Below are 13223 nucleotides of genomic sequence, written 5' to 3'. Positions count from 1 at the left end.
GGTGATTCTTGGGTGGAGGTCACGATGCCAGCCTAGGGAAATGAGCCGCAGCCGCCAGTCGGACGCGCATCAGGGCCTGGCCACGCGCGCGAGGAGGTGGGCCGCGACGCCGGTCGGTGCCTCCAGCGCCGTGAGGTGGCCGACTCCGGGGAGCACCTCCAGGTGACCCCGGCCTCCGCGGGCGGCGAGCATCTCCTCGCCGCGGGACGCAGGAGTGGCTTGATCCTCCGCACCGAACACCAGCGCGACTGGTCCGGGGAACCGGATCAACGCATCCGTGGTGTCCGATCGCGAGGCGATCGCGCGTGCCATCCACGCCACCCCGGCGGGATTGGCCCGGTCGATCGTCTCGCGCAGCATCGTCACCAGCTCTGGCTGCTCGCGGTGCGCCGTGGCGCCGACTCCCTCGTCGGCGCTGCCCGCCACCGGACTGGTCGTGCCGAGCCGTTCGACCTCGGCCGCCGTCCGTCGTCGCTGGGCCGGATCGTCCGGTTCGACCAGAAGAGTCGTGGTGCTGCCGAGCACCAACCCCGACAACCGCGACGGCGCATCCGTTGCCATCTGGAGGGCCACGTAGCCGCCCGTCGAGATGCCGAAGACGTGCGCCCGATCGATCGTCAGCGCATCGAGGACGTCGAGCACCGCGCTCGCAACCCCTGCCATCGAGGGTTCCGCGTCCGGCACCTCGCTGGCGCCGAGGCCCGGAAGATCGACCGTGACGACCCGCCATCGTTCGCGGACGAGAGGCACGAGCCGGTGCCACATCCCCGAGTCGAGCGGAAAGGCATGGAGGAGCACGACGGGCTCGCCGTCACCACCGTGGTCTTCGTGATGCAGCACGCTCAGATCGTTGCGACAGAGCCGGAGTCGACCCGGTAGTTGGAGCCGTTGACGAAGCTCGCCAAGTCCGAGCACAAGAAAGTCACGACGGCGGCGACCTCTGCCGGGGTGCCGCGGCGGCCGAGCTCCATGTACGGACGCTCCTCGTCGAGGAAGCTCTCGATGGCCGAGTCGACATCGGTGTCGAGCTCCTTGGCCCGCTTCTGCATCATCGCGTCCGTCATGGGTGTCGCGATGAACGCCGGCGAGACGCAGTTGACCAGCAGCCCCTCGCTCGCATAGGTGCGGGAGAGCCCCTTCGCGAACGCGAGGATGCCCGCCTTTGCCGCGCAGTACGGGAGCTCGTCGTCGTACGGCTGCACGGCGTCCTCCGACGCCATGTAGACCACACGCCCCCAGCCGCCCTTGCGCAGCGACGGGAGGAACGCCTTGGTGAGGCGCACCGGTCCGAGCAGGTCGACGGTGATCGTGTCGACCCAACCGTCGTCATCGATCTCGTGGAAGAGGCCCTGAGCGCCTGTGATGCCAGCGGACTGGACGAGGATGTCGATGTCGCCGACCGCCGCCACGACGCTGTCGTACAACGCACCGACCGACTCGACCGACGTGATGTCGGCCGCGAAGGCGTGCAGCGCCCCCTCGGGGGCGTCCAGCCTGGAGGCAGCTTCGTCGAGGCTGTCCTGGTCCTGGTCGGAGAGCACCACGGTGACGCCCTCGGAGAGGAGCATTCGGGCGGTCTCCCAGCCGATGCCGGAGTCACCGCCGGTCACGAGTGCGACACGGCCAGAGATGTTGAGGTCCACGGGGGTCCTTTCGAGAGACATCGATCCCCCGAGGAGTACCCCTCAGACTGTTGTCGACACCTCACGGGGGACGTCAGTCGGAATCGGCCTCGTGCTCCAGCGAGATCCATCTGCCGTTGCACTCGATGAGACCTTCGGATCGACCCCCTCGAACCGCACTAGCCCGACCGGGGACTATTCCCACTCGATGGTTCCGGGCGGCTTGCTCGTGATGTCGAGGACCACGCGGTTGACGTCGCTCACCTCGTTCGTGATGCGGGTGGAGATGCGCTCGAGGACGTCGTAGGGCAGCCGGCTCCAGTCGGCCGTCATCGCGTCCTCGCTGGAGACCGGACGTAGCACGATGGGGTGGCCGTAGGTGCGTCCGTCGCCCTGCACGCCGACCGATCTGACATCGGCCAGCAGCACCACGGGGAACTGCCAGATCTCGCCGTCGAGCCCCGCCGTGGTGGTCTCCTCGCGCACGATGGAATCGGCCTGGCGAAGGATCTCGAGGCGCCGGGCGTCGACGGCTCCGACGATGCGGATGGCCAGACCCGGGCCGGGGAACGGATGCCTTCCCACCATGTCGGCAGGGAGCCCGAGCTGTGCACCGACCTGGCGGACCTCATCCTTGAACAACGTCCGCAGGGGCTCGATGAGGCTGAACTCGAGGTCGTCGGGCAGCCCGCCGACGTTGTGGTGGCTCTTGATGTTGGCGGCGCCCTCGCCCCCGCCCGACTCGACGACGTCGGGGTAGAGCGTGCCCTGCACCAAGAACTTCACCGGGGCACCCACCGCCGCCGCGACCACCCCACGCTCGGCGGCCTCGAAGACCCTGATGAACTCGCGGCCGATGATCTTGCGCTTCTCCTCGGGGTCGCTGACACCGGCGAGGAAGCCCAGGAACTGCTCGCTGCACTCGACCACCTTCAGATCGATGCCGGTGGCGGCGACGTAGTCCTTCTCGACCTGCTCGGCCTCCCCCTGTCGCAGGAGCCCGTGGTCGACGAACACACACGTGAGCTGATCGCCGATCGCCTGCTGCACGAGTGCGGCGGCCACGGCGGAGTCGACACCGCCGGACAGCCCACAGATGACCCGGCTGTCGCCGACCTGCGCGCGAATGAGCTTGACCTGCTCGTCGACGATGTTCGCGCTGGTCCACGTCTGACGGCACCCGGCGATGTCGACCAGGAAGGCCTCGAGGATGCGTTGGCCGTGCTCGCTGTGCAGGACCTCGGGGTGCCACTGCACCCCGGCGAGGCGGCGATCGATGTTCTCGAACGCGGCAACGGTGGCTCGTGGGGAGTTGGCGTTGACCAGAAATCCGTCCGGGGCACCGACGACCTCGTCGCCGTGCGACATCCATGACGTCAGGGAGCCCGGCAGGCCGGCGAGCAGCGTGCCCGGCTCGAGCACCGACACCGTGGTGCGGCCGTACTCGCGTTGGCCGGTGTGGGCGACGTTGCCACCGAGTGCCTGAGCCATCGCCATGAAGCCGTAGCAGATGCCGAACACCGGCACATCGGCTTCGAGCAGCGTGGCATCGAGCTGCGGCGCCCCAGGCTCGTAGACCGAGGACGGACCGCCCGACAGGATGATCGCCGCCGGGCCCTTCGCCAGCATCTCCTCGACCGGCATCGTGTGCGGGACGATCTCGGAGTAGACCCGAGCCTCCCGGACGCGGCGGGCGATCAGCTGGGCGTACTGGGCCCCGAAATCGACGACGAGGACAAGGTCATGATCGGCAGGCACGTGGTCAGTCTATCGGCGAAAAAAACCTGTAAGAACGTCGTAACCCCGTGTCAGCGGCCTCGTTTTACACGGTGGATCTAACAACACTCCCTCCCGTTAGATCATGTGCCGCCACTCGTGGCACAACAGAACCCGGCCCGTGGACTCCCTCCCGGTCGGGTTCTGTGCTTCGCACCGCACGTGCGCGGCGGTGCTCAGGTGACGCCGACGATGGGAAGGCGCAGGGCTGCGGGAGCCTCGGCCGGGACGACCGGGTTCCTCGGGGCGATCGGCTCGAGCCTGCGGTAGGTCTCCCCCACCGCCGGACGCAGGTCGGTCTCGCCCTTGTTGGGCCAGTACGACATCGCGCGCTCGGCCTGCGCGGTGATCGTCAGCGAAGGGTTGACGCCGAGATTGGCACTGATTGCCGATCCGTCGATGACGTGCAGCCCGTCGTGTCCGAAAAGTCGCTGGTAGGCATCGATGACGCCGGTCTCGACGGAGTCACCGATCGCGCAGCCACCCATGAAGTGCGCCGTGAGCGGGACGTTGAACGGCTCGCCGATCGACCCACCGGGTGTGCCGCCCATCGCCTCTGCCATGCGCTGCACCGCTTCGTGCCCCGGCGCGATGAACGCGGGGTTGGGCGCGCCGTGACCTTGCTTCGACGTCAGCTTGCGGCGACCGGTGATGCCGCGCCTGGTGTAGGTGGTGATGGAGTTGTCGTGGGTCTGCATGACGAGGGCGATGATGGTGCGCTCCGACCAGTGCCGCAGGTCGTAGAGCTTGAAGATGCTGGACTTCTGCCTCCACATCTCGCCGAGCCACACCTTCCAACGTGCGCGGCCGGTGCTCCCGTCGGTGAGGACGGTCTGCATCAGGGACATCGCGTTGGAGCCCTTGCCGTAACGGCATGGCTCGACATGGGTGTGCTCGTCGGGGTGGAACGACGACGTGATGGCCACGCCCTCGCTGTAGTCGACGTCCTTGCCGTCGGCAATGGCCCCGAGCAGCGCCTCGGAGTTCGTGCGGGTCAGCAGCCCGAGCCGGTCGGAGACTCCCGGAAGCACTCCTTGGTCGCGCATCGAGTGGAGCAGCTTCTGGGTGCCCATCGTGCTGGCCGAGAAGATGACCTGCCGAGCGGTGATCTTCTTGTGCGGACGGAACCGCCGGTTGGTCCGGCGGGTCTCGATCTCGTAACCCCCGCCGTCGAGCGGACGCACAGCGGTGACGGTCGTCAGCGGATGCACTTCGGCGCCGGCCTTCTCGGCAAGATGGAGATAGTTCTTGACCAGCGTGTTCTTCGCGTTGTGGCGGCACCCCGTCATGCACTCGCCACAGTTCAGGCAGGCGTTGCGGTCGGGTCCGGCGCCGCCGAAGTATGGATCGGCGACTTCCTTGCCGGGCTCGCCGAAGAACACCCCGACCGGGGTGTGATGGAACGTGCCGCCGACACCCATCTTCTCTGCGACCTCCTTCATGACCCGGTCTGCGGGCGACTCGTACGGGTAGACCGTGACGCCCAGCATCCGCTTCGCCTGGTCGTAGTAAGGCTCCAGCTCGGCCTTCCAGTCGGTGATGTGGCCCCATGACGGGTCTTGGTAGAACGGGTCGAGCGGCTCGTAGAGGGTGTTGGCGTAGACCAATGACCCTCCCCCGACACCAGCTCCGGAGAGAATCAGGACATCTTTCAGCTTGTCGATGCGCTGGATGCCGTAGCACCCGATCTGTGGCATCCAGAGGAACTTGCGCAGCCGCCATGACGTGGCGGCGAAGTCCTTGTCCTCGAAGCGCTTGCCGGCCTCGAGGACCGCGACCTTGTAGCCCTTCTCAGTCAGGCGCAGAGCCGAGACGCTTCCGCCGAACCCGGAACCGATGACGAGGACGTCGTAATCGAAGCTGTCAGACATGAGGACGAGCATACCTGCGGTATGACATCGCGCTGCCACCTTCGATCTTCCCGGGGATGGACGGCCCGGCTCAGGTGAAGAGCTTGTCGCCCCAGAAGCCCTTGGGTCCGACGCCGGGCGGACAGGCGAACAAGGCCGACCCGACGTGGACGAGGTACTCGTTGAGCAAATCGTTCTGCAGGCCGGCCAGTGACCGCTGGATCTGGACGAACTGCTTCTCCGGATCACGCTGATAGGCGAGGAAGAACAGACCCGCAGACAGCTGGCCGAGGCCATTGGATCCGTCGACGAAGTTGTAGCCACGGCGCAACAGCTTGGCGCCCTTGTTGAAGTCCGGATGTGCGAGTCGCACGTGCGACTTCATGGCGATGGCCGGCTCACCATCGGCACCCTTCGTCGCGAAGTCGATCGTCGCGAACTCATCACCCCCGGACGTGGGACCTCCCGACCCCTTGGTGCGGCCGATGATGCGCTCCTGGCCCTCGAGCGGCTCGCGGTCCCACGTCTCGATGCGCATGTTGATCTTGCGACTCACGAGGTAGGAACCGCCGACGAGCCAAGCCGGGCCCTCGTTCTCGTGCACCCAGACGAAGTCGTCGACGTCGCTCTTCTCCTCGACCTTGATGTTGGCCGTGCCGTCCTTGAACCCGAACAGGTTGCGCGGCGTGACCTGGGCGGTCGAGGTCGACGACGTACGGCCGAACCCCATCTGGGAGTAGCGGACCGAGGCGCGCCCGAAGGCGATGCGCACCAGGTTGCGCACGGCGTGCACTGCGACCTGCGGGTCGTTGGCACACGCTTGGATGGCGAGGTCGCCGTCGCAGAGGGCCCGGTCGAGCCGATCGCCCGAGAACGACGGCAAATCTTTGAGTCGGTCAGGGAGCTGGCCGTCGAGGCCGAACCGCGCAACGCCCGTGCCTTTGCCGTCGACGCTGAACAGGCTCCGCCCGAAGCCCACCGTGATCGTGAGACCTGACGGCGGCAGGCCGAGCGCCTCGCCGGTGTCCTCCGGCGGCGCGTAACGCGATCCGGCGACCGCACCGAACTTGCCGACGTCGTTGCCCTGCGACATCTGCCGCGCGGCCGCCGTCCAGTCCTGGAGCAACGAGATGAGGTCGGATCGCTTCTCGCTGGTCATGTCGAACGTCGCGAAGTAGAGCCGATCCTGCGCGGGGGTGACGATGCCGGCCTGGTGCACCCCGTCGAAGGGCACCGGTGCAGCGTCGGGGTCGACGACGATGGGCGCAGCGGGTTCACGACCGACGGCGTAGCCCCCGCCTGCCGCTCCTGCTGCCAGCGCGCCGACGCCGGCCGCTCCCAGAAGCTTGCGTCGGGAGAGACCGGGCCGGGGCTCGCGGCCAGGTTCGGAGGGGGTCACCACTGCAGGCTACGCAGACTTCGCAACCACGGCTGCGACCTGGCTGACTGGCTCTCCCAAGGCGTTGACCGCATCAGAGAGCGCCTTGATCTGTGGCTTGGTCAGGTCGTCGTAGAAGGTCCAGTCACCGTTGTCGTCCTGGTGCTGGTTGAGCTCTACGTCCAGCGCCTTGAACCGCTCGTCGAGCTCGGTGACCAGGGCCGGATCCTGGCTCTCGAGCACCGGACGAAGGGCTCCGATGGCAGCCTGCGACCCCTCGATGTTGGCCTTGAAGTCCCACAGGTCGGTGTGGCTGAACTCGTCCTCCTCGCCGGTGATCTTGCCGTTCGCCACCTCATCGAGCAGGGCCTTCGATCCGGTGGCGAGCTCGAGCGCCGTCAACGGGGCGTCCTCACCCAGCGTGACGATCTTCTTGACGTTGACCAGCAGCTGATCGGCGTACGTGTCCATGCCGACGGTGTCGCCGGCGACCCACAGCTGCTTCTCGATGCGGTGCCAGCCGGTGAAGTCGACCCCTTCGGCCTTGGCGTCAGGCTCGCGACCGTCGGTGATCGGATCGAGCTCGCCGAACTTCTCGGCGACGGGCTCGATGCGCTCCCAGTAGGTGCGCGCGATCGGGTAGAGCTTCTTGGCCTCGTCGACCTTGCCGGCCTTGACCGCATCGACGAACTCGGTCGTCTTGTCGATGAGTGCGCCGGTCTGCGACTCGACGTAGCGCTCGTAGCTCGTGGCCGCGGCCGTCAGCTCCTGCGAGTCGGACAGCGGCGCGGCGGACTTGCCCGTGACGCTGATGGCCTGGCGGATGCCCTCGCCGACCATGCCCGGCTTGCACACACCGTGGTACGAACCCTTGGGGAGGTCGATGACGAGGTTGCGGGAGAGGCCGGGACCGATGTTCTCGACCTCGCCCATGATGCGGTCACCGTTGGCATAGATGTAGAACTCGGTGACCTTGCTGCCGTTGTTCGTGACCTTGAACGTCGAGGGTCCGGCGTCGAGCTTGGTGGCCGACACCTTGCAGCCCGAGTCGGTGGCGTTGACCGTCAGAGCGCCGGACGCCGACGTCGACTCCTTGGCACACGCCGAGAGACTGATCGCCGCAATGGTCAGGACGCCGACAGCGGCGATGGAGCTCTTCATGCAGGGGTCCTCACGTCGGGACAGGCCTTGATTAGGCTAGCCTCACCATGCTAAGCCACGCCTCCCCTCAGTCGCCACCCGCCCGGGGCGTGGCGGGCGGCACACCGCCGTCGATGACAACCCTGTTGCCGACCGAGAGGGTGCCGACAGCGAGAGGGATGATTCTGATCCCGAACCATGTCTTGCTGTCCCATCGACGATGTCGGGCCAGCGTGCGAAGGGGTTCCTTGTCGTGCGCGAGCGAGAACGGGTCGATCGTCGTCACGACGCACCGATCACAGTGCTCGGCGAACCGGTAGGCGACGTCGCCGATGCGGATGCTGCGCCAACCATCCTCCTCGAACGGCACCGTGGAACCCTCGACCACGACGTTGGGCCGGAAACGTCGCATCGTCATCTCCGGCGCATCGCATCCGTGCTCGTCGGCGATCCAGTCGTTGAGCCGCGAGAGCGAGGCAGTGGTCGTCAGCAGCAGCGGTGCGGTGTCAGCAAGGCTGAGCGGCTCGCCGCCGAGGCCGCCGTGGTTCGCACGTATCGGTCTCAGCGACGGGTCGTGCTGCCACACCAGTCGTACCTGTTCGCCGAGGAAGGCGCTGAGCCAGGCAGCCGCGACGTCGCCCGCGTCCGTCATCAGAGTTGGTGACCTGGACACGTCGACCGGGACGCAGGCTCCGCCGCGTGGGACGGGCACCTCCACGTCTGCGGCTCCGTGACGGGACAGCACCAGGTCGCCCGCTGGTGCAGGTGTCGCGGTGATGCCCAGCAGCCGGTCGTGCGTCGTGGCATTGAGCCTGCGGCCGGACGCGCCGACCACCGTCCAGCGTCGGTCGTGACGCAGACCCCACAGCTCGACGTCAGCGACCTGGACGTCGAGGGCCGCTGTCGCCTTGACCGGATGCAGATGGACCGACGAGACGCGCATCATCAGGCCGTCAACCGGCGTAACCGACCGAGCCATGGGGCATCGAGCGGTCGGCGAGGTGGACCTCGGGGAGGGCGGGCAGCCGCGCCCCGTCGGCGGCGGCGGCAGAGGCGCTCTCGTGCGAGGCGACGGGCGTACTGGTGTCGGTGTTGCCGACGGTGGCGGTGTCGTCAACGACCGACGTCGGCCGCGTCGCGACGACCCGCGGACGCAGCACCTTCTCAAAGCACAACGACGCAGCCATGCCGACGTAGGGCTCGTAGATCGGGATCGGTGTGTAACCGTGCCGCTCGTACGTCCGTATGGCGGCAACCTGGCGGTCGCCCGTGTGCAGAACGATGCGGTGCGCCGCCAGAGCCCTCGCCTCGTCCTCGAGGGCAACGATGAGCGACCCGGCGGCACCGAGACCTCGGACGGAGGGCGACACGTACATGCGTTTGATCTCGAGGTCGGCGCGGAGCCGCCGCAGCAGGGCATGAGCCACCGGGACGTCTGCGTTGTCGTAGCCGACCAGCGTCAGCACGACCGTCGCCTGCTGGATACCCCTTGCGCCCGGGGTCCTGGCCTCGTCACGCTGGGTGCCGTAGACACGTGTGACCTCGGCGACCATGGCATCACGCAGCGCGACAGCATCCGGATGGTCGAACGCGACTGCCTCGACCCTCAACCGACGACGACCTCGACCCGCTGGAACTCCTTGAGGTCGGTGTAGCCGGTGGTCGCCATGGCGCGGCGGAGGGCGCCGATGAGATTCATGGTGCCGTCAGGAACCGAGGATGGTCCGAACAGCACCGACTCGAGGTCGCCGACGGTGCCGATGTCGACGCGCTCGCCACGCGGCAGGTCGGGGTGCCACGCCTCAGCTCCCCAGTGGAAGCCCCTTCCCGGCGCCTCGACGGCCCGGGCGAACGGCGACCCGATCATGACGGCGTCGGCGCCGCAGGCGATGGCCTTGGCGATGTCGCCCCTGCGCCCAATGGAGCCGTCGGCGAGGACGTGCACGTAGCGACCTCCCGACTCGTCGAGGTAGTCACGACGGGCGGCGGCGACGTCTGCCACCGCCGACGCCATCGGCACCGCGACTCCGAGGACGCTGCGGGTGGTGTGCGCGGCTCCGCCGCCGAAACCGACCAGCACGCCGGCCGCACCCGTGCGCATGAGGTGCAGTGCCGCCTGACCGGTGGCGCACCCACCCACGATGACCGGGACGTCGAGCTCGTAGATGAACTCCTTGAGGTTGAGCGGTTCGGTCTGGCCCGAGACGTGCTCGGCCGAGACCGTGGTGCCACGAATGACGAAGAGGTCGACGCCGGCGTCGACGACGGCGGACGCGAACTGCTTGGTGCGCTGGGGCGAGAGAGCACCGGCGACCGTCACCCCTGACTGGCGCACCTGTTGCAGACGTGCCGTGATGAGCTCTGCCTTGATCGGCTCGGCGTAGATCTCCTGCAGCCGCCTTGTGGCGAGTGGCCCGTCGATGCTGGCCACCTCGTCGAGGAGCTTCTCGGGGTTCTCGTAGCGCGTCCAGAGACCCTCGAGGTCGAGCACCCCGAGCCCCCCGTGCTTGCCGAGCGCGATCGCCGTCTCGGGGCTCATGACTGAGTCCATGGGCGCCGCGATGATCGGCAGCTCGAAACGGTAGGCGTCGATCTGCCACGCGGTCGACACCTCTTCGGGGTCACGCGTGCGACGGCTCGGGACGATCGCGATGTCGTCGAAGGAGTAGGCGCGCCGCCCACGCTTGGCCGTGCCGATCTCGATGTCTGCCATGCCAACAGCCTAGTGGGACCGACTGACTACTGGACGCCTCGCTCGATGTCGTCGAGCGACAGGTCTGACAGCATTCCGGGCGGGTTGGTCGACCGTTCGACCAGCACAGGCTGGACGTCGTCACTCTCGCGGGCCAGCGCGTACTGCGTGTCAGCCAGGGCGAACCGCAGCGCCCTCGACAAGGTGCTCACCCGAGCGTCGGACGGGCTGAGCTGCGGTGCCGCAGCCTTGATCGCCATCGCGAGGATGGGCAGCGTTCCGCCGTGGGTGGCGAGCTGGTCGCAGAAGCTACGCATCTTCGAGTCGGCCAGCAGCGACTTCACGACGGCTTCGTAGTCGGCCGGTGACGGTGCCGGACCCTTGTGCACGACCGGAATCTTCTGGGCCATCTCATGCCAGTTGGGCTTGCCCGACCTGGCCGGCGCGGGCGTGGGCTGCCGCTGTCTGCCTGCCGCCGCCTGGCCCTTGGCCGCCTTCTTGGTGGGTTCCTTGACAGCCTTCTTCTTCGCGGGCGGCTCGACGGGCTCCTTCGACACCTTCGCGTCGACAGCCTTCTTCTTCTTCGGGGGCGCCGCCGCGTCGGCGTGGGCCGAGAACACCGGCTGCAGGGCCGCCAACGGGGGCGTGGGCGCCACCTTGAGCGAGACGTACTGGTCAACTTCCTGCTGAAGCACGTTGTTGACGGGGTGGTCGGCCAGCGTCGCGCCGACGACATACTTGTCGAGCTCGTGGAGGCGGCGGACCAGCGGCACGAAGTCGCCGTCCGCCGACACGATGATGAAGACCTCGAGCTGCTCGAGGTCGGCGGCCGCTCGCAGGCAGTCGACGACAAGAACGATGTCGGCCGCGTTCTTCTCGGCCTTGCTCACCGAGAACACCTGCATCGTCTGGACGCCGGCACGTTCGACGTCGCGGCGGTAGTCCTCCAGTCCGAGGGCACTCCAGTCGGCGTAGGCCCGGGCGAGAGCGATGCTGCCGGCGCCAGCCTCGCGCGCCGCGGCCGACTCGAGCTGCCGGAGGATGTCGGCCATCGACACATCGGGGATGTCGAGCTTGCCATAGCCCTTGAAGAGGTTCTCGGCGTCGATGAAGACGGCGACGTTGCGGATGGTCACACCAAGAGGCTAACTGCCGCGGGTCCGACGTGGACTATCGCGACGAGTAGTTGGGCGCCTCGGCGGTCATCTGGATGTCGTGCGGGTGGCTCTCCTTGAGCCCCGCCGTGGTGATGCGGACGAACCGCCCGCGCTCCTGCAGCTGGGCGATGTCGCGCGACCCGACGTAGAACATCGACTGGTGCAGGCCACCGACGAGCTGGTGGGCGACGGCGGAGAGCGGACCGCGGTACGCGACCTGGCCCTCGATGCCCTCGGGCACGATCTTGTCGTCGCTCACGACGTCAGCCTGGAAGTAGCGGTCCTTGGAGTAGGACTGCTTGCCGCGCGAGGCCATCGCACCGATCGAACCCATGCCGCGATAGCTCTTGTACTGCTTGCCGCCGCGGAAGATCAGCTCTCCGGGACTCTCTTCGCAGCCTGCGAGCAGCGAGCCGACCATGACGGTGTCGGCTCCCGCGACGAGCGCCTTCGCGATGTCACCGGAGTACTGCAGACCGCCGTCAGCGATCAGCGGGACGTCAGCGGGACCGCACGCGAGGGACGCTTCGTAGACGGCGGTGATCTGGGGGACACCGACACCGGCGACGACACGGGTGGTGCAGATGGAACCGGGACCGACCCCGACCTTGACGGCATCGACCCCGGCGTCGATCAGGGCCTGCGCGCCGGAACGGGTGGCGATGTTGCCGCCGATGATCTGCACGTCGTCGAAGGAACGATCGGCCTTGAGCCGGCGAACCATGTCGAGCAGCAGTCGGGCGTGGCCGTGGGCTGTGTCGACGACGATGACATCGACACCGGCATCACGCAGCGAGGTGGCACGATCCCACGAGTCGCCGAAGAAGCCCACGGCTGCACCGACGAGCAGACGACCGTCGTCGGCCTTGCTGGCGAGGGGGTACTGCTCGGACTTCACGAAGTCCTTGACGGTGATGAGACCCGCAAGATGACCATCAGGGTCGACGATCGGCAGCCGCTCACGCTTGTGTGCGCGGAGCAGTGCCGAGGCGTCGTCACGACTGATGCCGACCGGGCCGGTGATGAGCGGCATGGGCGTCATGATCTCGCCGACGGTGCGCGTGGCCCACTCGGCAACCGGGACGAAGCGCAGGTCGCGGTTGGTGATGATGCCCAGGAGCTTGTTGTCGAGGTCGACGACCGGCAGCCCGGACACGCGGTACTCGCCGCACAGCTCGTCGAGCTCCTCGAGCGTCGCTTTGGGGTTGATGACGACCGGGTTGGGGATCATGCCCGTCTGGGTGCGCTTGACCAGGTCGACCTGGTAGGCCTGGTCCTCGATCGAGAGGTTGCGGTGCAGGATGCCGATGCCACCCTCGCGGGCCATGGCGATCGCCATGCGGGACTCGGTGACGGTGTCCATCGCGCTGGAGAGGAGCGGAACTCGCAGCGAGATTCGACGAGTCAGGCGTGCCGTCGTGTCCACCTCGCTGGGGATGACGTCAGTCTCGCCGGGAAGCAGGAGCACGTCGTCGTAGGTGAGGCCGAGAGGCGCGAACTTGTCGGGAATGCCGGTCTGCTCCATGCCCATCATCGTACGCCGTCAATACACGGCTCCCACCGTCGATACGGGCCTCCCTGAGAGGCTGCCAAGAACGCAACACGCGG

General features: G+C 67.5%; 11 protein-coding genes. All 11 read right to left on the bottom strand.

The features are described 5' to 3' along the window. Positions 1-69: 69 nt before the first annotated feature. Complete coding sequence (locus H7290_RS09480) at positions 70-840, bottom strand: alpha/beta hydrolase (protein ID WP_290513773.1); 771 nt, start codon at positions 838-840, stop codon at positions 70-72. A 2-nt stretch (positions 841-842) separates the two neighbouring features. Beyond that, entirely contained in the window at positions 843-1643 is an 801-nt protein-coding gene (locus H7290_RS09475; RefSeq protein WP_290513772.1) for an SDR family oxidoreductase, read from the bottom strand. A 174-nt stretch (positions 1644-1817) separates the two neighbouring features. Next, positions 1818-3380 carry a glutamine-hydrolyzing GMP synthase gene (guaA, locus tag H7290_RS09470; RefSeq protein ID WP_290513771.1) on the bottom strand — a complete coding sequence of 521 codons (1563 nt, stop codon included), beginning with the start codon at positions 3378-3380 and terminating at the stop codon, positions 1818-1820. A gap of 194 nt (positions 3381-3574) precedes the next feature. Next, entirely contained in the window at positions 3575-5269 is a 1695-nt protein-coding gene (locus H7290_RS09465; protein WP_290513770.1) for a GMC family oxidoreductase, read from the bottom strand. 70 nt (positions 5270-5339) lie between these two features. After that, entirely contained in the window at positions 5340-6647 is a 1308-nt protein-coding gene (efeB, locus tag H7290_RS09460; protein ID WP_290513769.1) for an iron uptake transporter deferrochelatase/peroxidase subunit, read from the bottom strand. Between the two features lie 9 nt (positions 6648-6656). Beyond that, complete coding sequence (efeO, locus tag H7290_RS09455) at positions 6657-7787, bottom strand: iron uptake system protein EfeO (RefSeq protein WP_290513768.1); 1131 nt, start codon at positions 7785-7787, stop codon at positions 6657-6659. A 67-nt stretch (positions 7788-7854) separates the two neighbouring features. Further along, positions 7855-8745 (bottom strand): MOSC N-terminal beta barrel domain-containing protein, encoded by an 891-nt coding sequence (locus H7290_RS09450; protein ID WP_290513767.1) that lies wholly within the window; start codon positions 8743-8745, stop codon positions 7855-7857. Beyond that, a complete protein-coding gene (locus H7290_RS09445; RefSeq protein ID WP_290513766.1) occupies positions 8720-9376 on the bottom strand; it encodes a GNAT family N-acetyltransferase in 657 nt (218 codons plus the stop codon). The genes H7290_RS09450 and H7290_RS09445 overlap by 26 nt, the downstream gene beginning before the upstream one ends. Further along, complete coding sequence (locus tag H7290_RS09440) at positions 9373-10479, bottom strand: GuaB3 family IMP dehydrogenase-related protein (protein ID WP_290513765.1); 1107 nt, start codon at positions 10477-10479, stop codon at positions 9373-9375. The genes H7290_RS09445 and H7290_RS09440 overlap by 4 nt, the downstream gene beginning before the upstream one ends. A gap of 26 nt (positions 10480-10505) precedes the next feature. Then, the gene (locus H7290_RS09435) at positions 10506-11594 is read right to left on the bottom strand and encodes an NYN domain-containing protein (RefSeq protein WP_290513764.1); all 1089 of its coding nucleotides are present in this window, start codon (positions 11592-11594) and stop codon (positions 10506-10508) included. 34 nt (positions 11595-11628) lie between these two features. Further along, positions 11629-13140 carry an IMP dehydrogenase gene (guaB, locus tag H7290_RS09430; RefSeq protein ID WP_290513763.1) on the bottom strand — a complete coding sequence of 504 codons (1512 nt, stop codon included), beginning with the start codon at positions 13138-13140 and terminating at the stop codon, positions 11629-11631. Between the last annotated feature and the right edge of the window lie 83 nt (positions 13141-13223).

Source organism: Aeromicrobium sp., from assembly GCF_014378035.1.
Lineage (GTDB): Bacteria > Actinomycetota > Actinomycetes > Propionibacteriales > Nocardioidaceae > Aeromicrobium.
This window is presented reverse-complemented; position numbering and strand designations above follow the sequence as displayed.